At 40.7% G+C, this 19,678-nt stretch carries 22 protein-coding genes and 1 riboswitch; of the genes, 21 read left to right on the top strand and 1 reads right to left on the bottom strand.

Translation table 11 applies throughout. The features are described 5' to 3' along the window. Window positions 1–144: 144 nt before the first annotated feature. The 7 genes from ACOSV2_RS05865 (at window position 145) to ACOSV2_RS05835 (ending at window position 6,155) form a co-directional block, all read left to right on the top strand. Window positions 145–945: a TIGR00266 family protein gene (locus ACOSV2_RS05865; RefSeq protein ID WP_397551281.1), complete on the top strand. Its 801-nt coding sequence runs from the start codon at window positions 145–147 to the stop codon at window positions 943–945. Window positions 946–1,082: 137 nt separating this feature from the next. Next, on the top strand, window positions 1,083–2,177 hold the full coding sequence (locus tag ACOSV2_RS05860; protein WP_428974340.1) for a PRK06851 family protein: 1,095 nt from the start codon (window positions 1,083–1,085) through the stop codon (window positions 2,175–2,177). Between the two features lie 134 nt (window positions 2,178–2,311). Further along, complete coding sequence (locus tag ACOSV2_RS05855) at window positions 2,312–2,611, top strand: rhodanese-like domain-containing protein (protein WP_428974339.1); 300 nt, start codon at window positions 2,312–2,314, stop codon at window positions 2,609–2,611. A gap of 90 nt (window positions 2,612–2,701) precedes the next feature. Next, the gene (locus ACOSV2_RS05850) at window positions 2,702–3,097 is read left to right on the top strand and encodes a DsrE/DsrF/DrsH-like family protein (RefSeq protein WP_428974338.1); all 396 of its coding nucleotides are present in this window, start codon (window positions 2,702–2,704) and stop codon (window positions 3,095–3,097) included. 136 nt (window positions 3,098–3,233) lie between these two features. Then, window positions 3,234–4,598, top strand: coding sequence for a DEAD/DEAH box helicase (locus ACOSV2_RS05845; RefSeq protein WP_428974337.1), 1,365 nt, complete (start codon window positions 3,234–3,236; stop codon window positions 4,596–4,598). A 182-nt stretch (window positions 4,599–4,780) separates the two neighbouring features. After that, window positions 4,781–5,533, top strand: coding sequence for an exodeoxyribonuclease III (locus ACOSV2_RS05840; protein ID WP_428974336.1), 753 nt, complete (start codon window positions 4,781–4,783; stop codon window positions 5,531–5,533). Between the two features lie 43 nt (window positions 5,534–5,576). Further along, window positions 5,577–6,155, top strand: a complete 579-nt coding sequence (locus tag ACOSV2_RS05835) for a branched-chain amino acid aminotransferase (protein ID WP_428974335.1) — start codon at window positions 5,577–5,579, stop codon at window positions 6,153–6,155. 58 nt (window positions 6,156–6,213) lie between these two features. On the opposite strand, the gene ACOSV2_RS05830 is transcribed toward ACOSV2_RS05835, so the two are convergent. Beyond that, a complete protein-coding gene (locus ACOSV2_RS05830; RefSeq protein WP_397551288.1) occupies window positions 6,214–6,522 on the bottom strand; it encodes a hypothetical protein in 309 nt (102 codons plus the stop codon). A gap of 173 nt (window positions 6,523–6,695) precedes the next feature. On the opposite strand from ACOSV2_RS05830, the gene ACOSV2_RS05825 reads away from it, so the two are divergent. The 14 genes from ACOSV2_RS05825 (at window position 6,696) to ACOSV2_RS05760 (ending at window position 19,670) form a co-directional block, all read left to right on the top strand. After that, window positions 6,696–6,977, top strand: coding sequence for a DUF6509 family protein (locus ACOSV2_RS05825; protein WP_428974334.1), 282 nt, complete (start codon window positions 6,696–6,698; stop codon window positions 6,975–6,977). 198 nt (window positions 6,978–7,175) lie between these two features. Further along, window positions 7,176–9,707, top strand: coding sequence for a cyanophycinase (locus ACOSV2_RS05820; RefSeq protein WP_428974333.1), 2,532 nt, complete (start codon window positions 7,176–7,178; stop codon window positions 9,705–9,707). Between the two features lie 151 nt (window positions 9,708–9,858). After that, window positions 9,859–10,056: a hypothetical protein gene (locus tag ACOSV2_RS05815; RefSeq protein ID WP_428974332.1), complete on the top strand. Its 198-nt coding sequence runs from the start codon at window positions 9,859–9,861 to the stop codon at window positions 10,054–10,056. Window positions 10,057–10,206: 150 nt separating this feature from the next. After that, on the top strand, window positions 10,207–11,343 hold the full coding sequence (locus ACOSV2_RS05810) for a sensor histidine kinase (protein ID WP_428975071.1): 1,137 nt from the start codon (window positions 10,207–10,209) through the stop codon (window positions 11,341–11,343). Then, complete coding sequence (locus ACOSV2_RS05805; protein ID WP_428974331.1) at window positions 11,340–11,939, top strand: response regulator; 600 nt, start codon at window positions 11,340–11,342, stop codon at window positions 11,937–11,939. Before ACOSV2_RS05810 ends, ACOSV2_RS05805 begins: the two co-directional genes overlap by 4 nt. Before the next feature lie 289 nt (window positions 11,940–12,228). Beyond that, a riboswitch (TPP riboswitch) is annotated at window positions 12,229–12,336 on the top strand. 117 nt (window positions 12,337–12,453) lie between these two features. After that, the gene (tenA, locus tag ACOSV2_RS05800) at window positions 12,454–13,152 is read left to right on the top strand and encodes a thiaminase II (RefSeq protein ID WP_148993955.1); all 699 of its coding nucleotides are present in this window, start codon (window positions 12,454–12,456) and stop codon (window positions 13,150–13,152) included. Continuing rightward, complete coding sequence (locus tag ACOSV2_RS05795) at window positions 13,145–13,723, top strand: ECF transporter S component (protein ID WP_428974330.1); 579 nt, start codon at window positions 13,145–13,147, stop codon at window positions 13,721–13,723. Before tenA ends, ACOSV2_RS05795 begins: the two co-directional genes overlap by 8 nt. Window positions 13,724–13,737: 14 nt before the next feature. Further along, a complete protein-coding gene (locus tag ACOSV2_RS05790; RefSeq protein WP_428974329.1) occupies window positions 13,738–15,165 on the top strand; it encodes an ABC transporter ATP-binding protein in 1,428 nt (475 codons plus the stop codon). Beyond that, on the top strand, window positions 15,162–15,965 hold the full coding sequence (locus ACOSV2_RS05785; RefSeq protein WP_428974328.1) for an energy-coupling factor transporter transmembrane component T family protein: 804 nt from the start codon (window positions 15,162–15,164) through the stop codon (window positions 15,963–15,965). Before ACOSV2_RS05790 ends, ACOSV2_RS05785 begins: the two co-directional genes overlap by 4 nt. Further along, window positions 15,955–16,578, top strand: coding sequence for a thiamine phosphate synthase (locus ACOSV2_RS05780; RefSeq protein WP_428974327.1), 624 nt, complete (start codon window positions 15,955–15,957; stop codon window positions 16,576–16,578). Before ACOSV2_RS05785 ends, ACOSV2_RS05780 begins: the two co-directional genes overlap by 11 nt. Before the next feature lies 1 nt (window position 16,579). Then, window positions 16,580–17,677, top strand: coding sequence for a glycine oxidase ThiO (thiO, locus tag ACOSV2_RS05775; RefSeq protein WP_428974326.1), 1,098 nt, complete (start codon window positions 16,580–16,582; stop codon window positions 17,675–17,677). Between the two features lie 4 nt (window positions 17,678–17,681). Beyond that, a complete protein-coding gene (gene thiS / locus ACOSV2_RS05770; protein ID WP_428974325.1) occupies window positions 17,682–17,885 on the top strand; it encodes a sulfur carrier protein ThiS in 204 nt (67 codons plus the stop codon). Between the two features lies 1 nt (window position 17,886). Then, a complete protein-coding gene (locus tag ACOSV2_RS05765; protein ID WP_428974324.1) occupies window positions 17,887–18,651 on the top strand; it encodes a thiazole synthase in 765 nt (254 codons plus the stop codon). Then, on the top strand, window positions 18,651–19,670 hold the full coding sequence (locus tag ACOSV2_RS05760) for a thiazole biosynthesis adenylyltransferase ThiF (RefSeq protein WP_428975070.1): 1,020 nt from the start codon (window positions 18,651–18,653) through the stop codon (window positions 19,668–19,670). Before ACOSV2_RS05765 ends, ACOSV2_RS05760 begins: the two co-directional genes overlap by 1 nt. Window positions 19,671–19,678: the final 8 nt, after the last annotated feature.

The following is a 19,678-nucleotide window of genomic DNA, read 5'->3' as shown; positions in this document are numbered from 1 at the left end:
ACACACTCCGTCACGAGCAGATTCGTGTGGGAGTGTGTTTTTTTATATGAAATCTCATTATTGCGAAAATAGAATGAGAGAAGGGAAATGTATCTGTCTTGAAGAATAGGTAAATATGCTTGATATTAGAAGGAGGAACAAGAAATGAATTCACATGAAATTGAATACAAATTGCATGGAGATGATATGCAGTTCGTTGAAATAGAATTGGATCCAGGAGAAAGTGCCGTAGCCGAAGCTGGTGGAATGATGATGATGGAAGACGGTATCGGGATGGAAACAATCTTTGGAGATGGATCCAAGGGTAGTGGGACCGGAGGGTTTTTGGGTAAGCTTGTTGGTGCAGGAAAACGTGTATTAACGGGTGAAAGCTTGTTCATGACCGTATTTACCAATGAGGGGATGGGTAAGAAGCATGTATCATTCGCTGCTCCTTATCCAGGAAAAATCATCCCGGTTGATCTCAGTGAATTAGGAGGGAAAGTTGTTTGTCAAAAGGATGCCTTTCTATGTGCAGCGAAGGGAGTATCCGTTGGAATCGATTTTCAAAAGAAATTAGGAACTGGCTTCTTCGGTGGTGAAGGATTTATTATGCAGAAGCTTGAGGGCGACGGGTTAGCCTTTCTTCATGCCGGAGGGACGATTTATAGAAAAGAACTTCAACCTGGCGAGTTGTTACGAGTAGATACGGGTTGTTTAGTGGCCATGACGAAAGATGTGGACTACAATATTGAATATGTTGGAAAAATCAAATCTGCCTTCCTTGGCGGAGAAGGATTGTTTTTTGCCACGGTCCGTGGACCTGGAACCGTCTGGATTCAATCACTTCCATTCAGTCGTTTAGCAGAAAGAATTTATGCAAGTGCTCCCCAGGGTGGAGGTCGTTCGACTGGTGAGGGAAGTTTACTTGGTGGAATCGGTGATTTTCTAAACGGAGACGATTGATTCACGGCGATACATTGAAAGCATTTCCATTCGTGGAAATGTTTTTTTATGTTCAAGCCGTTTCCGCTTTAGTTGGGTATTCACCTATTTAGATCTCACATCATATGTTTAAATAAATGATGTGAAAGGGTGATTTCATGACAGGTAAGGTTCGTCATTATTATGCTGGGGGAAATACGGCTAAAGGTTTTTACAGCCTATATGATTCGGTGTTAGATGGATTAGAGCGGGTTTATATCCTGAAGGGTGGTCCCGGGACAGGTAAATCCTCATTGATGAAGTCGGTTGGTGAACGATTTGAGGGTAAAGGGTTAGAGGTTGATTATTTACATTGCGCTTCCGATAATCACTCAATCGATGGCGTTCTCCTTCCTGAATTTGGGGTCGGCATTGTGGATGGGACGGCTCCTCATATCATAGAACCGAAAGCTCCTGGTGTTATTGAAGAATATGTGAATTTAGGAGTGGCATGGGACTCAAAGAAACTCTTGCCGCATAAAGAGGAAATCCTTGGCTTAAATGATAAAATTGCCTCATTCTTTCAGAAAGCATACGATACCTTTGCTGAATCCCTGCGTGCCCATGATGACATTGAAGAAATCTACATTTCCAACATGAACTTCACAAAAGCGAATGAATTGACAAATGAGTTAATTTCACTCTTCTTTGAAGATAAGAACCTTTCTAAATCCTCTACAGTCAAACATCGGTTCTTAGGCGCCGCGACTCCTGATGGAGCAGTTGACTACATTCAGAATCTAACAGAGGATGTAGAGAAGCGATACTTTATCAAAGGGCGTGCAGGATCTGGAAAATCAACGATGTTAAAGAAAATTGCTTCTGCCGGAGAAGAAAAAGGCTATGATGTAGAGGTTTATCATTGTGGATTTGACCCCAATAGTCTTGATATGTTAATCATACGAGAAAAAGGAATCGCAATTTTCGACAGCACAGCACCACATGAATATTTCCCGGATCGGGAATCTGATGAAATCATCGATATGTATGAAAGATGCATCACCCAAGGGACCGATGAAAAATATGCAGCCGACATAGAACGAACGACAAAAGCCTATAAGGATAAAATGAAAGAAGCAATCTCATATCTTAAAGAAGCTAAATGTCTCCGTGAACAACTTGAGTCCATCTATATAAGAGCCATGGACTTTTCAAAAGTGAATACGATTAGAGAAGAAATCTTTCAGGAAATAACAGAGTTTATAAAGAAGTAGTATATGGAGTGCATACAAGAACGCGATGATCATTAGGTGATCGCGTTTTTAATTGGTTGACAATATACCCGTATAGGTATATTATATGTACATAAAGTTGTTCCAATAACACAAAGAACTAGGAGGAATACTCAATGAAACAATTAACTGCTAAACAAGTTGAAGAATTATTAATTGATGAAAAAGAATCACTAAATGTGATAGATGTTCGTGAAGATGATGAAGTAGCTTCAGGAATGATACCTTCCGCTAAACATATTCCATTAGGTTCTATTGAAAGTCGTATGGATGAGTTAGATAGGACAAAAGAATATATTATGGTGTGCCGTTCAGGTGGAAGAAGTGGACAAGCAGCTCAATTTCTTGAGAGTCAGGAGTTTAATGTCATTAATATGACCGGTGGGATGATGTCGTGGGAAGGCCCGACAGAATAACCACCTTTTTGACATTGTTAATACCACTTTAGGTATAATGTATGAATCATGTTCCAATAAACGAAATATAAATTAACTGGAGGAATAAAAATGAGTAAAAAAGTAGCGATTATCGCAAGTAACGGTGGATTATTTGATGCATATAAAGTATTCAATATAGCAACTGCGGCGGCAGCCACAGATCAAGAAGTAGCCATATTCTTTACATTTGAAGGGTTGAATCTCATCCATAAAGAAGGTCACAAACAGCTTCTGATGCCAGAAGGAAAAGAACACTTCCAAGAAGGATTTACAAAAGCGAAGGTACCGGGCATTCCTGAGTTAGTGGAAATGGCAAAGGAGATGGGGGTATCTTTTATTGGGTGCCAAATGACTATGGATGTAATGGGCTTAGATAAAGAAGCATTTGTGGATGGAATAGAAGTGGGTGGAGCTGTCACATTCCTTGAATTCGCAAAAGACGCAGACGTAACATTAACGTTTTAGTTAAAATGAATAGATCAGTATATGATTAACAAAAAGGATTCCAATTCGGAATCCTTTTTGTTCTTGCTTTTTCACCACGAAACGTTCACTATTAGTAGACAAGTCAAATCTCGTTTTAAGAAAGTAGGAATGATCGTTGAACTCGTTTGAATCACTGGGACTATCAAAAGGTCTTCAGAAAAACTTATCTACTACCGGTATAAGTAAACCGACACCCATACAAGAAAATGTGATACCGACCCTTTTGGAGGGAAAAGATGTCATGGCCAAGGCTCAAACCGGGACGGGAAAAACCTTTGCTTACGTTTTACCCATTCTGGAGAAAAGTAAATCCAATACACATCATATTCAGAGTTTGATTATTACCCCGACACGTGAACTGGCTATCCAGGTGACAAGCGAAATAAGAAAGCTCACAACGAAAAACAAAGGGTTTAGCGTTCTCTCCGTTTATGGTGGTAAAAGCCATGAGGAGGAAATCAAGGAACTGGAACAGAATGTGAATATTGTGGTTGGAACTCCAGGACGGCTATTGGATCATCTGAAAAGAGGGACTCTCGACCTATCTCATCTTATGTTTTTGGTCATTGATGAAGCAGATCAACTTCTGCAAATAGGTTTTCTTAATAAAGTCGAAGAAATTTTAAGGAAAACGCCAGCTCATCGTCAAACGATGTTATTTTCTGCGACGATATCTGCTGAAATCAAAAAATTGGCTCGCAAATATATGAAAACTCCCCAATATATCGAGGTGGCGGAATCAGAAAGATCCACTTCCATTAATCAATTTGCCATTTTTACAGTGGATCGGGCCAAGCAAGACACAGTCATTCAATTAATAGAGGCCTTTCAACCAAGTAAATCCATCGTTTTTTGCCGAACGAAACGACGGGTGACGAAATTATATCAAGTGCTGAAGTCAAAAGGATTTAAAGTGGCTGAACTTCATGGGGATATCCCACAAGAGAAGCGTGAAATTGTTATGGAACAATTTAGAACCGGTGACGTACCAATGTTAGTTGCGACTGACGTGGCTTCCAGGGGATTGGATATTGAGGGAGTCACTCACGTATTGAATTATGACATGCCCGAGAATGCCGAGACCTATATTCACCGAATTGGAAGAACCGGGAGAGCAGGTGAAACAGGCTTAGCTTATACCCTTTATTCTTCTGAAGAAAGAAGCCTCCTGGACGGAATTGAAGCAGAGCTGAATAGTCGAATTCAAAAGCAAAACCTTGGGAATACCATTTCTCTAAAGTCAAAAACACCCTCTAAGAAAAAGGGAGATAAACGACAAGGAAGTAGGAAAAGCAAGGATCGGGAATCCTTGACAAAGGAAAAGGACGATTTAAAAGATAAACAAATGACGAGCAGAAAGTCCTCTAGCTCTCTACAACAAAAATCTTCCGAGGGGACAGCAGCAGATATGAAGACTGACTTTAAAGGGAGAAAAACAAGAAAAAAATCTTCCTCTCAGTCTTATAATCGAAAAAAATAAACATAAAAACCATGCGCAGGCATGGTTTTTATTGTGGAAAAATATCAACGGGGAGCTTAAATTATATCAGAATAGCAATTGGTGATTCCTTATGTTATATCAGTATAATGAATGTCTTCGGGTGATTTTATGGTAGGATAATAAAGGGTAATGCTATGAGTAAAGGAGTTAAATAGATTAATATGAAATTAGTGTCATGGAATGTAAATGGAATTAGAGCGTGTGTGAAAAAAGGATTTTTAGATTATTTTCAGCATGTGGACGCAGATATTTTTTGCCTTCAAGAAACCAAGCTTCAAGAAGGACAAATCTCATTAGAATTAGAGGGATACCATCAATATTGGAATTATGCGATGCGAAAGGGATATTCAGGAACGGCCGTTTTCACTAAAAAGAAGCCGCTGGCTGTCTCATATGGTTTCAATGATGACCATATAGAGCCAGAGGGTAGGATTATTACATGTGAGTTTGATTCTTTTTATTTGGTGAATGTATATACCCCTAATTCAAAAAGGGATCTGTCAAGAATCGTTGAACGTCTGGAGTGGGAGGATACTTTACGGAAGTATCTTCTTGAATTGGACCAACATAAACCTGTTGTTCTATGTGGGGACCTGAATGTCGCACATACCGAAATAGATTTGAAAAATGACAAATCAAATCGGGGGAATTCAGGTTTTACAAATGAAGAGCGCGGGAAAATGACGATGCTCCTGCAGGAAGGGTTTGTCGATAGCTTTCGGTATATCCATCCAACAAAGGATGATGCCTTTAGTTGGTGGTCCTATATGAGTAATGTCCGTGAACGGAATATTGGGTGGAGAATTGACTACTTTATTGTGTCAAAGCGTTTAACACCTGCTGTAAAGACCGCAGAGATCCACACTGAAATACTCGGGAGTGATCACTGTCCTGTATACTTAGAGTTAGAGTAGTGCATAAAAGAAGTAGAGAAATTATATTTACGGAGGGTAAAGGATGTTAAGAAAGAGATTGTTGCAGTATATCGAAGAATCGAATGGTAGCGTTGCTCTATTTCCGGAGGAAAAAGAATATGCAGAAAAGCATGGATTATTGGATGCTGACAAGATAACTGTACGGGAATCCGGTTCGCGATTTAAAGAAGCATATATCGAGCGTTGCGAGAAGGAAACCGAAGAACTAATCGCTCAAGAATCACTCGTATTTCTCGATCAGCCGATCACCTACTTAAAAAAACATAAAAACGAGTTCGTCTTCCTGGAATTGGAATGGTTTGATGTGATTGGGGTGGAGGCTGTTTCAATAGAAGTGGACGACGTGTTTGGAACGTATGATGCGATGCTGGGTTTGAAGCTTCAAAAAAAATATCGCAGCCAAATTGAACATTACTTGGAAAATACTCTTAAAGGCGAATCATCTTATGACTTATTGTTTAATGGTGAGGATGGTTTATGGGATTTAAATATTACTTTAAACGATCTACCTGATTTTAATGAGGGACTGACGATGCTTGCTTCCTACGAACTCATATATGAATTCCTTTTTCATCTCCTTCAAACGGTGGATGAAGCTTAAAGTAATATGTGAATAAAAATAGAGGGACGGACCTTGTGAAGGTCCGTCCCTCTTACTATTATCCCTTGTTACCAGGGCGCTTGCTGATTTCTTCTGTGACGACATGAGCCAAGTCGTCATTTCCAAATAGGGAGAGGACACCCAGTAAAGTCGTGTCGGGAATTTCTTCAGATTCCTCTTTAGGGACCGTTAAGTCGATTCCTTGCATTAATGCGGGATTTTCCCCTTGATGGGGATAGGCTTTCTGATAAAGGGTTGCAGGGTCAAGGTCGTGATTCACACACCATTGGGCAAACACAAGAATCATCATATGCTCGTCCTTTTGATAATTTTCAATGATTTTTTCTTGCATCTCTTTAGAATTCATTGCATTCTCTCCTTAAACTTCGTATCTGCTTCTATTATAACGAAGTTTGTGGATCAAGCCCATTCATTTACTTATTAGGCTGATTAGAGGAATACGTTTTTAAAATCTACCGGTTTAGGTGTATAATAGGAAGATGAAAGAAACTTGTTTCACATTGAAAGGAAGTTAGATAAATGAACATTACCAGTCATAGTGCCGAGGAACTGAAAGATCCTACCGGTATACTAAATGGAGATCGATATGAAGTTATTCTTAATATTGAAGTACCTGAGGATGATGAGCTTTACAGAGAACAGGGTATTTACATAAAAGTCATTTTTGTTCGAGACGAGAACGGTTCCAGGATCGTACAGTCGACCATTGTAGAAAGAAACACTGAGTCGTATCTTGACTTTGAATTAGAAGAAGATGAAGAAAGTCTCCTTCTTTCATATTGCGAGGAAAATATCGGATAATCGATATAAGCTGCACCCTCTACATTCGAACCAAACGAATGTGGAGGTTTTTTTTATTGGTTCATTAATAACCTCACCATAAACATCCAATTTTAACCCTTTCCTTCTTAAATGACTGATAATTCAGAGACTTCAGAGTTGGCATGGAAATTGCATAATAATGAATTGAATGTAGATTAATAGAAGGGAGAAATGTTAATGAATGGTTATTGGGGTAAAGCGAAGAAACTTTTCATTGTTATAACTGTATTTGCAGTTATAAGCAGTTTGGCAACTTCCAGTTCATTTGCCAAGAAAAACGAAAATAGCATCAAAGGGAGTCTATTGATAGTAGGAGGAGCTTTAGGTAGCAGCAACTCGACTGTTTACGAAGAATTTATTAAACTATCAGGTGGTAAAAAGAAAGCGAAAATAGGTATCATTCCATCTGCTTCAGGTTCTCTGAAGTCATCCAATCAATTTAAAGAAGATTTGATTTCCTATGGGGTAGCAGAATCAGCTATTGAAATTCTTCCACTATCTGCTCATGATTTTTCAGGGACAGAAGAAGATGAAAGCGAATGGAAAGATAACGCTCAAAAGAAAGAAATGACCAAAAAAATTAAGAAGCTGACAGGTATTTGGTTTGTCGGTGGAGATCAGCTTAAAATCACAGACACATTAGTGAAGAGCAATGGGAAAAACACGAAAGCTTTAGATGAAATTTGGAAGGTTTACCGCAAAGGAGCCGTTCTTGGTGGGACAAGCGCCGGAGCAGCCATCATGAGTGATGTGATGATTACAGGCGGTGATAGTTTAGGAGGGCTTCGTCAAGAGTTTATAACTGATGATGTATCGAATCCGGATGAAGAATATGCACCTGTCTATATTGAAAAAGGGCTTGGATTCTTTCAATGGGGAATTGTAGATCAACATTTTAATGAAAGATCACGTCTGGGTAGACTGGCGGCTACAGCCATCCGTTATGAAACGAATAAAAACCATTTTGCCTATGGAATTGATGAAGATACAGCGATGGTGGTCAACAATGAAGAACAGACGATTTCAGTATTAGGAAGAAGTAACATTACGGTAGTGGATGCATCTCAATCTACTTTAACAGGAAAAGAAATAAAGAACATTGATCTTAGTTATATTTCTCCTGGTGATGTGTTCAATGTGAAAACGAAAGAATTTAACATAAGCGAAAATAAGGTTGAAACAAAAGACTATGAATATTATAACTTTAAGCCTCTTCCAGCTACGGGTGTTCTCTCATCCTATGGAACATTGCCACATTACCTGTCGTATTCCCTGGTGGACAATGAGGCGGTAAGTAAGATTAATAGTTATATTTACGATAGTGAAGGAAATGGCTTTGAGCTGGAGTTTAAGCAGACAGATGAAACAAACGGATATTGGGGTTATCAGGATGGTCAAAAGGATTCATACTCCCTATTGCATGTGGAAATGAATGTTTCACCTGTATCCGTTCATTTTCATAAGAAAGATCAGCTTTCACATGACTTTACTTCTTCCTCATTAGAAGTACCTGAAAGTTCTTTTGATCCTGAAACAAAAGGCAGCCTGGTAATCGTTGGAGGAGCTTTAGGAAGTAGTAATGAAGAAGTGTACAGCGAATTTATCAATCGGGCCGGGGAAAATGGGAAGATCGGGATAATCCCTGCTGCAAGTTCCAGTTTAAAGTCTTCACATGCATTTAAAGAGGATTTGTCATCATTCGGTGTACCTCAAGAAAATATCGACATTCTTCCTCTATCAAACCATGATTTTAAAGGGTCAGAAGAAGATGAGTCTAACTGGATGAATAATAAAAATAATTCGGATATAGCAGAAAGTATACTGGAGTACGATGCCATTTGGTTTGTAGGTGGAGATCAAACGGATATTACCGAAACATTGTTAAACCAAGATGGAACTCAATCATTAGCTCTTGAAAATATTTGGGAGATCTATCGTAATGGAGCCGTTCTTGGCGGTACAAGTGCAGGAGCTGCCATCATGAGCGATGTGATGATCGCAGGTGGTGGAAGCTATGACACGCTATCAAAAGGCTTCACTGATACGTATGACGGCATGTCTCAACAAGAAGGCGGACCTGGATATCTTGAAAAGGGATTAGGATTCTTCCCGTACGGTATCGTGGATCAGCATTTTGATAAAAAAGCACGATTGGGACGGTTAATTGCAACCACTGCTGAGCATGGAGAAGAAAATGAATTCTCGTATGGGATCGATGAAGATACAGCGATGATAGTGGATAACGAAGCGAAAACCATTGAGGTAAAAGGTAGAGGCGGCGTTTCTGTAGTAGATTTGAGTCAGTCAGATCTATCACAATCATCTCATACGTATAAAGATGTACATTTATCATGGATTACCTCGGGTGATCAATTAAATTTAAATACAAAGGAATATACGATCAGTGATCACAAGGTTTCAACAAAAGACTATGAATACTACGAATATAATGCTGCTCCCCATACAGGAGTATTAACGCCTCATCCTTCACTTGCAAACTATTTAAGCTATAGCCTACTTGATAACGTTGGACAGGATGAAGTGAAGAGCTATAGTTTTTCTCAGGATGAAGGCTTCGAACTGACTTTCAAAAAAGGAGATCAAACGGAAGGCTTTTGGGGTTATAAAGATGGAAGTCAAGATGATTACTCATATCTCAATGTAAAGATGGATATCGTACCAGTAAAAATCTCGATTGAAAACAAATAGAATTGAACGGAAAGCCTGAGCGGATTGACGCCTAGGCTTTCCACTTTTTTTAGGTCATTTGCCGGTATATATAAATGATAGCATTTGTTATACTAGTGATAACAAAGTGCTAGCAGTTGCTAATAGACAGATAGGTAAAGGGGGGCGAACCTTGTCAGATCAAGGAAGAATGCAGCTTAATGTAAGGGTTGATAAGGAAACATCAGTGAAATTGGATGAAATCGTTGAATACTATCAGCAAAACACGAAAATTGGAAGAGTTTACAAAGGTGATGTGTTAACGGATATCATCCATAAATCCTATGAGATCATGCAGAAGCAAAAAGCGATCCAAAATCGGAAATATTAGTATTTTTCAATGGAGTATTTTATACGATTTTCTTGTCTATACGGTGGGACAATTCTTAAACCATTTATATGAAAATTGGTATAATTCATGTCATACTATAGGTTACATAGTTAAAAAACTGAAAGAAAAAGAGGTTATTTTATTGTGCAAATGCCGAAAAAGTTAATCAATATTCAAAAAGGTTCCGGAATTTCCCCTTATATATGGAGCATCATCAGCATCTTGCCATTTTATTTTATTTTTCAGTCCTCCTCTACAATAGAAATAGTTGTAGGGATTTCCTTGACCATCATGTTCTTTATTTCCTTACGATTTGCTTTTATTTCAAAGGATTGGCCGGTTTATTTATGGACATCGATTTTAATCGCGATATCCATTACCATGACCATTCAATTTAATTTTATCTATTTTGCTTTTTACATTGCTTACTATAATGGAAATATAAAAAACCGGGTGGCGTTTTTAACCCTATATATCATTCACTTGGTGTTAACGACGGCATCGATCAATTATAATTTTGTTATACAAGATGAATTATTTTTATCTCAATTTCCTTTTATTCTGATCATTTGGATAAGCGTCATTCTGTTGCCGTTTAATATTTATAACCGAAATAAACAGGTGCAGCTCGAAGACCAGTTGGAAGATGCAAATAAACGTATTTCAGACTTGGTCAAGCAGGAGGAACGCCAGAGGATTGCCCGTGATTTACACGATACTTTGGGTCAAAAGCTTTCTCTTATCGGCCTGAAAAGCGATCTGGCAAGAAAATTGGTGTACAAAGATCCAGAGCAGGCCCGAAGCGAATTAAAGGATGTTCAGCAAACGGCACGAACGGCTTTGAGTGAAGTAAGGACAATGGTATCTCAGATGAGGGGGATCCGGCTAAAAGACGAAATCGTCCGGATCAAACAGCTATTAAAGGCAGCGGAAATTGATTTCGTGATGGAAGATGATGTCATGATCCCCCAAGCATCACTCTTTCTGGAAAATATCTTGAGCATGTGCCTGAAAGAAGCTGTGACGAATGTTGTCAAACACAGCAAGGCGTCGCACTGTGAGCTAATCATTGAAGAGTCGGATAAAGAGATGACCATCATAGTGAAGGATGATGGTATGGGAATCGAGGGAGATTACACACTGTCTAAAGGCAGCGGCTTAATCGGGATGAGAGAGCGGTTAGAATTTGTAAATGGGAGCTTAGACGTTTTTTCCGAAAATGGGACCACTCTGATTATGAGAGTGCCGAAAGTAATTAAGCAAACAGACAGGGAGGGAATGGAATGATTCGAATTGTTATTGCAGAAGACCAGCGAATGCTATTAGGTGCCTTAGGCTCTTTACTTAGTTTAGAGGATGATATGGAAGTGGTCGGAAAGGCGGGCAATGGAGAAGAAGCCATTGCCCTCGTCCACGAGCTGCAGCCGGATATTTGTATCATGGACATTGAAATGCCTAAAAAGACCGGTCTTGAAGCTGCAGAGGAATTAAAGGGTGAAGATTGCAAAGTGATCATTCTGACAACTTTCGCAAGGTCCGGTTATTTTCAACGTGCATTAAAAGGCGGGGTGAAAGGTTATTTGTTAAAGGATAGTCCAAGTGAAGAACTGGCGAACTCGATCCGTCTTGTGATGGACGGTAAACGTATATATGCACCGGAGCTCATGGACGATGTGTACAGTGAAGAAAACCCCCTCACAGATCGAGAAAAAGAAGTGTTGGAGCTGGTTGCCGACGGGAAAAACACGAAGGAGATAGCCGATGAGCTCAGCCTCAAAACAGGTACCGTCCGAAACTACATCTCAACCATTCTCGACAAGCTTGAAGTGAAAAATCGAATCGAAGCCATCACTCAATCAAAAGAAAAAGGATGGTTTAAATGATGGGAAGGGACGGACCTCCAACATGGAAGTCCGTCCCTTCTTTTATTGTAGTGTATATAAATATTTAACCCATCCATTGTATTTGTATACATTTTTTTATAAGTGCTTAATTTTGCTTTATGAGAGCTTTATTCTAAAAAGTATTTCATTAAAATTTATTAAGGGGTATCCTTTGCTATGATTGGTTTTGTATGGAAAGGACAAATGGAAAATGATGAAAGGATTCCTATTTGGTGTTGACAAGTAAAAGAATCGTGGTACGATAACATCGAATACAAAATTTCATAGGACGATCCACTAGGGGTGCCTTCTAAAAGGCTGAGATTAAAGTGTGACTTTAAGACCCTTTGAACCTGATCTGGTTGAGACCAGCGTAGGGAAGTGGTGTTTGACGGTCACATAGAATCGAATTCTATCAAACTGATCTCAAGCCACTTTCTGTATGCGGTATGCATAATGAAAGTGGCTTTTTTTGTTGCCCATTTCGGGTCGTCTGGAAAAGGAGAAAGATACTATGTCATTTACAGCGTACTTAAGAAACGAAGTGAAGGAAATTTGGGAAGCGAGTTTTCACCATCCTTTCGTTAAAGGTATCGGGGATGGAACCCTCCCCCTTGAAAACTTCAGGTACTACATTCTGCAGGATGCCTATTACCTCTCACACTTTTCGAAGGTGCAGGCACTTGGTGCAGCCAAAGCAACAGATTTACATACTACATCCAGAATGGCAACACACGCAGTAGGAACGAATGAAGCAGAGCTTTCCCTTCATGAAAATTTCTCAAATCGTTTAGGGATTACGGAAGAAGAAAAACGGCAGTTCAAACCTGCTCCTACTGCCTATGCCTACACCTCGCATATGTATCGTTCCGCACAATATGGGGGGCTCGCAGATATCCTGGCGGCAATACTCCCCTGCTACTGGTTGTATTATGAGATCGGTGAACGCTTGAAATCATGTACACCTGAGGAGGTCATATATCAGGAGTGGATCGCAGCTTATGGTGGAGAGTGGTTTGGGGAGCTAGTAGAAGAACAGATCCAGCGACTGGATGTATTGGCAGAAACGATGACAGAAACAGATAAGGAAAGAATGAAAGAGAATTTCATTTTGAGCAGCATTTATGAATTACAGTTTTGGGAAATGGCATACACACTTGAGAAGTGGCCGTTTCAGGCATCTCTAGGTAAGGAAGGTAGAATACATGTCTAAATTAAAGCTGACGGACATTTTAGTAACGGTCGTGATCTCCATAGGTTTTGGGATTATATATAAGCTATGGGGACCGGTTTACAACCTATTAAAGCCATTTGGATTGCATGCTGATCAACTGATCTATGGCATGTGGTTCATGGCGGCAACCGTTGCTTTTTTAATCATTCGGAAACCTGGCGTCGCACTTCTGGCAGAGATTGCTGCCTCTTCAGGGGAATTTCTCATGGGAAGTGAATGGGGTCTCGAGGTACTATTGTTCGGTTTAATCCAAGGTTTGTTTGCAGAGTTGATTTTTCTTATCACCCGCTATAAGCGTTATGATGTCCTCATCATTTGTACAGCAGCTGTGGGCTCAGCAATTGGCTCAATTCTGATGGACTACTTTAAAGGATACATGGGAGACCTGGTTTTGTGGAATTTATCTCTATTTATTGGTGCCAGATTGATAGGATCCATCGTGATAGCAGGCATAGGTGCCTTTTATCTCGTTAAGGCTCTGGAGAAAACGGGGGTAACCAGTTTGGTCAGACGTGCGGACCAAAAAGATTATGATGCCCTGAATCAGTAAAGGAGGGAAGGACGATGCATATTGAAAATCTGCGCCTTACATTTTCCGGTTCAGAGAAACTGATGTTTAAAAACATAAGCCTTTCGATAGAAGACGGGGAAAAGGTATTGCTACTGGGGCCTTCTGGTTGTGGAAAATCCACACTCCTCCAGGTTTTATCCGGTGTGATACCCCATTTGATAGATGTGCCGATGAAAGCTGACTCGATTGAGCGTCCTGAATCCTTCGGATATGTCTTTCAAGATCCGGACGCTCAATTTTGTATGCCCTATGTAGATGAGGAAATTGCCTTTGTTTTGGAGAACAACCAGATTCCAAGAGACGAAATGCGAGAGATAATTAACGATCTGTTAGAGAAAGTGAATTTAAGTCTGACGGATTCCCATACAAAAATCTCCTCTCTATCAGGGGGGATGAAGCAAAAACTGGCCATTGCTTCTGCCCTTGCGCTCCATCCCCACACGCTATTTCTGGATGAGCCTACAGCCATGTTGGATGAAGAGAGTACTAGATCTGTATGGGAAACAGTGAAAACGACATGTGAAGATAAAACGTTACTTATCGTTGAGCATAAGCTGAGTCACGTTCTGGAGATCATTGACCGTATAATTCTTTTCGATGCTAATGGAAGGATAGTGGCTGATGGACCAAAGGCTCACATTTTATCAAATTTCAAGGAAACATTGAAAATAGTCGGGGTATGGTATCCGGAAGCGTGGAATGATTATCTTTCTTCCCACCCTCCGCAGAAGGTTGCCCCGTTTGGAAAGACGAATTTAAAGCTGGAGAACTTCAAAGGGTATATACAAAAAGAGGTGAAGATCCACCTTGAAAGTGCCGTAAGCCTTAAAGGTGAATGGATTGCAATCACCGGAAAGAACGGAGCCGGGAAATCAACATTACTCCACAGTCTCATGAAATTCATCCAAACGACCGGGACTTATGAATTATATGGAAGTCAGGTAAAAGGAAAGAATGTTCCAGAGGAATGTACGTTTGTTTTTCAAAATCCTGAGTTTCAGTTTGTGACAAACAGTGTGTTTGATGAGGTTGCGTATACCTTTCGGCTCAATAAAGTGGATGAAGGAATAGTGGAGAAAAAGGTGCATGCACTCTTGAAGCGTTTCAAACTTGATCCATACAAACATCATCATCCCTATCATTTATCCATGGGGCAAAAGCGCAGATTAAGCGTAGCAGCGTCCCTTGTCAGGAATAAAGATATTCTATTACTGGACGAACCAACCTTTGGCCAGGATTCCCAAAATACGTTTGCGTTACTTGAGATGCTTCAAGACTATCAAAAAGAAGGATCTACCATTTTGATGGTGACACATGATGAAAAGATCATTACTCACTTTGCATCCAGAGTATGGGTGATTGAAAATGGGCGTCTTACCCAGGATTTCCTTAATGAGATTGCAGGTAGTAAAGCAATATGAATATAGAAATCGAGCATAGAGAAACCTGGCTCCATCAAATCAATCCCAGCTTCAAGCTAATGACCTTGATCGGGCTTTTTGTATTCCTGCTTTTTATTCATTATCTTAATTGGTTGTTATATCTGGGCTTACTCTTTTTTCTCCTGTTATGGGTGTTCTCAGGATATTCATATAGAACGGTCAGTTTAATGATCCTACCCTTTTTCCTTGTTTTCATTTCTACAGCTTCATCAATGATTTTATTTGGGAAAGGTGAAACAACTTGGATGAAATGGGGATTGATCCACATTACCGAAGAGAGCTTTTATCGGGGGATCCATGTTGGATTGCGTACCATCGTATTCGCTATATTGGGGTTATTATTCGCTCTTACAACGAGACCCGTGAAGCTTTTCTACTCCCTCATGCAGCAGCTGAGATTAAAACCTAAGTATGCGTATAGCTTTATGGCCGGATTCAGATTAATACCCATTATGATTGAAGAATTCTTCACGATACGGAACGCCATGAAAGTCAGGGGAGTTAAAGAACGGAGAGGAATAAAGCACTTATTCCATAAAATGAAATCGTATTCCATTCCCCTGCTTGCCCAGAGCATCAGAAGAGCGCACCGAATTGCCGTGGCTATGGAAGCAAAAGGTTTTAATGGAAGTGGGCAACGAACCTATTACTACAGAGTAACCTTCTCGAAATATGATGGATATTTTTTGGGGAGTATTCTCATCATGATTGCGCTCAGTTATTATTTTTCTACCCATCTACCTATTTTTCCGACGGGAGATGTTCGCTATGGGAATTGAAACAAGAAAACAATTACATTTGATTTCATCAGGAATACAATCAGTGGAAGAATTAGTGAAAATCTCGAAGTCCGTTTACCCATATCTCGACATGCTCCATCTTCGCGAAAAGCAGTGGACGGGGAAAGAAATGGCTGTGGCCATTGATCGACTAGTAGCAGCAGGAGTCCCCTTAACAAAATTATGTGTTAATGATAGGGCAGACATTGCCTTTATGAAGAATGTAAGAGGGGTGCAGATTGGCCATCAAAGTGCTGATATCAGCTTAGTGAAGAGTGCTTTTCCTTCCTTACAAATTGGTGCTTCTGTACATTCCGTTGAAGAAGCACAACAGGCAATGATAAGCAGAGCGGATTACCTGCTCTATGGAAATATCTATTCTACCTCTTCAAAGCGGGGTATGCCTGGCAGAGGTTTGGCAAGCTTAGAAAAAGTGGTTCAATCCGTCCCGCTTCCCACTATTGCCATAGGAGGCATTACGCCTGAACGCGTATGTGAGGTTACGGGAACCGGAGCAAAAGGAGTCGCTGTCTTATCAGGTATTTTGCTTTCAAAAGATCCACTAGATGCAGCCCGATCATATTATAAACAATTACACAGGGGGGTAAGGTAGCTTGATAAAACAGTATGATGCTTTGATTGTTGGTGGAGGGGTGATAGGCTGCTCCATTGCTTATCAAATATCCAAAAGAGGAAAGAAAGTTCTATTGATAGAGAAGGATAGGCTGGCAGGAAAATCATCGAAAGCAGCTGCAGGCATGCTCGGCGTTCAAACCGAATTGAAGGGGGACGGCCCTTTGTATCATCTGGCGAAGGCAAGCCGTGATATGTATCCTTCCTTAGCGACCGATTTAAAAGAAATCAGTGGAATGGACATTGAATATGTGGAAAATGGAATGATTAAGCTGGCGAGAACGGAGGAGGAAGCAAAGGAGTTAGTAGAAACGGCTTCTATAGCATCCCTTGGGGAACAAATTAGATGGCTTTCCCCCAACACTCTATTTTCCTATGAACCTCATCTTTCAAAAAATGTGGCAGGCGGATTATACATTCCGAAGGATGGTAACGTCTCAGCACCAAAGCTTACACAAGCCTTAGGGGCGGCTTCGAAAATGCAGGGTGCAGAAATCAGTGAAAATACAGACGTGTATGATTTTATGAAAGAGAGAAACAAGATTACTGGAGTCAGGACGTCTAAAGGTGACTTTTATGCAGATGAAACGATTGTAGCAGGCGGTGCTTGGAGTCAATTCCTCTTGGATCGGCTGGAAATGAAGTTCAAAAGTTTTCCAGTTAAGGGTGAATGCTTTTCCGTTAAAGTCCCTGGAAAGATAGTGGAGAGGACCATCTTTACAGAAGGCTGCTACATTGTTCCAAAAGAGGGTGGACGTCTTTTAATCGGTGCAACAGAGCACCCCCATACCTTCGATGAAACGATTACCATAGGTGGATTAATGAACCTTTTGCATTTGGCCACATCCATCCTTCCAGAATTGGTTGATGCCAAGTGGGAAAAAGCTTGGGCCGGGATACGTCCTCAAACAGAACAAGGTGTGCCGTTTATGGGGAGAAGTGAAGAATGGAAGGGACTTTCTATTGCAACGGGGCATTACCGTAATGGTATACTCCTGGCGCCAATAACTGGGGTATTAATGGCAGATCTGATAGAGGGGGAGGAATCCCATCCCCTACATTCATACGTAAGGAGCTGAGAAGGTGGAATTACGAATTAACGGACAGGTGGTCACGGTGCCGGAATCAATTTCAACAGTATTGGAATTGATTCATCATTTTAACCTGGAAAACCGAATGATCATCGTTGAGCAGAACCAAACCATTCTTGAAAAACAAGAGCACAAGATCACCAAAGTGAAACATGGGGATATTTTAGAGTTAGTCCAATTTGTAGGAGGCGGTTGAAATGTTAAAAATCGGAAAGTACACATTCCATTCAAGACTTTTACTGGGAACGGGAAAGTATCCTGATTTTGATATCCAGAAAAGAGCTGTCGAGGTTTCTGGTGCGGAAATTCTTACGTTCACGGTAAGGCGCATGAATATCTTTGAACCTGGTCAACCTAATTTCTTAGAAAAACTGAATCTTGAAAACTATTCATTATTACCGAATACAGCAGGGGCTAAATGTGCTCAGGAAGCAGTCCGGCATGCACAATTAGCGAGAGCTTCAGGGCTCTGTGACATGATTAAGGTAGAAGTAATCGGATGCGATAAAACGCTTCTTCCCGATCCCGTCGAAACACTGAAAGCAACAGAAGAATTAATAAAAGAAGGCTTTACGGTGCTTCCCTATACGTCTGATGATGTTGTTCTTGCAAGGAGATTGGAAGAGTTGGGGGCCCATGCCATCATGCCGGGCGCTTCCCCTATAGGATCAGGACAGGGAATCATCAATCCAGTCAATCTCCGTTTCATCATTGAGCAAACAAAAGTACCGGTCATTGTGGATGCTGGAATTGGTTCTCCTTCAGATGCAGCTCTTGCGATGGAACTCGGGGCTGATGCTGTATTACTCAATACAGCCGTCTCTTCTGCGAACGATCCCGTTATGATGGCGAATGCCATGAGACTTGCGATTGAAGGAGGACGATTCGGATATGAGGCTGGAAGAATTCCGAAGAAACGTTATGCAACAGCAAGCAGCCCAGTGGAGGGGATGAGTGTTTGATAGAAGATAGATATTCAAGACAAACGCTGTTTCACCCCATCGGAACAGAGGGACAAAAGTTAATAAGTAATAAACATGTGTTGTTGATCGGGGCGGGAGCACTGGGAACAGGCAATGCAGAAGCCCTTGTGCGTGCTGGTATCGGGAAGTTGACGATTGTGGATCGTGATTATGTAGAATGGAGTAATTTACAACGTCAGCAGCTATATAACGAGGAAGATGCAAGAAACCGCATCCCAAAAGCTGTAGCGGCAAAAAAAAGACTCCAAGCGATTAATTCAACTGTGAAAATTGAAGAGCATGTACTGGATGCCATGCCCGAAGAAATGTTGAGACTTGCCAAGAACGTAGATCTTATCATCGATGCAACGGATAACTTTGATACAAGAATGATCATAAATGATATCTCTCAAAAATATTCCATTCCTTGGATTTATGGTGCTTGTGTTGGGAGTTATGGAATATCATTCACCATTCTTCCCGGTATCACTCCCTGTCTTCAATGTTTGATCGACACTTTTCCAATCGGCGGAATGACCTGTGATACAGCGGGCATCATCAGCCCTGCCGTTTCCACAGTTGTGGCCTATCAAGCTACTGAAGCATTAAAGATACTGGTAGAAGACATGGAGGCACTGGGTAATAAAGTGGTCTCGTTTGATTTATGGAAAAACGAGCATACTTCCCTGGATGTGACCAAGCTGAAAAGGGATGGATGCCCTTCATGTGGAGAGCATCGTACATTCCCCAGTCTGAAATACGAAAATCAAACGAAAACAGCAGTCCTTTGTGGGAGGGATTCAGTTCAGATCCGTCCAGTTACAAAACCTGGCATCGATCTTATTGAACGATCAAAATCGTTAGAACTCCAGGGGAAACAAGTTGTTAGAAATCCATATTTGATTTCATTCGAGGTGGAATCTTATCGAATCGTACTCTTTCGTGATGGACGTACTCTCGTTCACGGAACAAAAGATATAAGGGAAGCAAAATCGGTTTATCATCGTTATTTGGGATAAAGGGAGGA

Source organism: Rossellomorea sp. DUT-2 (assembly GCF_052665285.1).
The sequence above is the reverse complement of the archived record's forward strand: the minus strand, read 5'-3'. Positions and strand labels throughout refer to the sequence as shown.

Excerpts from the sequence above, each read along its gene's own strand:
- ACOSV2_RS05865 (WP_397551281.1), top strand. The coding sequence starts at position 145 with ATGAATTCACATGAAATTGAATACAAATTGCATGGAGATGATATGCAG.
- ACOSV2_RS05860 (WP_428974340.1), top strand. The coding sequence starts at position 1,083 with ATGACAGGTAAGGTTCGTCATTATTATGCTGGGGGAAATACGGCTAAA.
- ACOSV2_RS05855 (WP_428974339.1), top strand. The coding sequence starts at position 2,312 with ATGAAACAATTAACTGCTAAACAAGTTGAAGAATTATTAATTGATGAA.
- ACOSV2_RS05850 (WP_428974338.1), top strand. The coding sequence starts at position 2,702 with ATGAGTAAAAAAGTAGCGATTATCGCAAGTAACGGTGGATTATTTGAT.
- ACOSV2_RS05840 (WP_428974336.1), top strand. The coding sequence starts at position 4,781 with ATGAAATTAGTGTCATGGAATGTAAATGGAATTAGAGCGTGTGTGAAA.
- ACOSV2_RS05835 (WP_428974335.1), top strand. The coding sequence starts at position 5,577 with ATGTTAAGAAAGAGATTGTTGCAGTATATCGAAGAATCGAATGGTAGC.
- ACOSV2_RS05830 (WP_397551288.1), bottom strand. The coding sequence starts at position 6,522 with ATGAATTCTAAAGAGATGCAAGAAAAAATCATTGAAAATTATCAAAAG.
- ACOSV2_RS05825 (WP_428974334.1), top strand. The coding sequence starts at position 6,696 with ATGAACATTACCAGTCATAGTGCCGAGGAACTGAAAGATCCTACCGGT.
- ACOSV2_RS05820 (WP_428974333.1), top strand. The coding sequence starts at position 7,176 with ATGAATGGTTATTGGGGTAAAGCGAAGAAACTTTTCATTGTTATAACT.
- ACOSV2_RS05810 (WP_428975071.1), top strand. The coding sequence starts at position 10,207 with ATGCCGAAAAAGTTAATCAATATTCAAAAAGGTTCCGGAATTTCCCCT.
- ACOSV2_RS05805 (WP_428974331.1), top strand. The coding sequence starts at position 11,340 with ATGATTCGAATTGTTATTGCAGAAGACCAGCGAATGCTATTAGGTGCC.
- tenA (WP_148993955.1), top strand. The coding sequence starts at position 12,454 with ATGTCATTTACAGCGTACTTAAGAAACGAAGTGAAGGAAATTTGGGAA.
- ACOSV2_RS05795 (WP_428974330.1), top strand. The coding sequence starts at position 13,145 with ATGTCTAAATTAAAGCTGACGGACATTTTAGTAACGGTCGTGATCTCC.
- ACOSV2_RS05790 (WP_428974329.1), top strand. The coding sequence starts at position 13,738 with ATGCATATTGAAAATCTGCGCCTTACATTTTCCGGTTCAGAGAAACTG.
- ACOSV2_RS05785 (WP_428974328.1), top strand. The coding sequence starts at position 15,162 with ATGAATATAGAAATCGAGCATAGAGAAACCTGGCTCCATCAAATCAAT.
- ACOSV2_RS05780 (WP_428974327.1), top strand. The coding sequence starts at position 15,955 with ATGGGAATTGAAACAAGAAAACAATTACATTTGATTTCATCAGGAATA.
- ACOSV2_RS05765 (WP_428974324.1), top strand. The coding sequence starts at position 17,887 with ATGTTAAAAATCGGAAAGTACACATTCCATTCAAGACTTTTACTGGGA.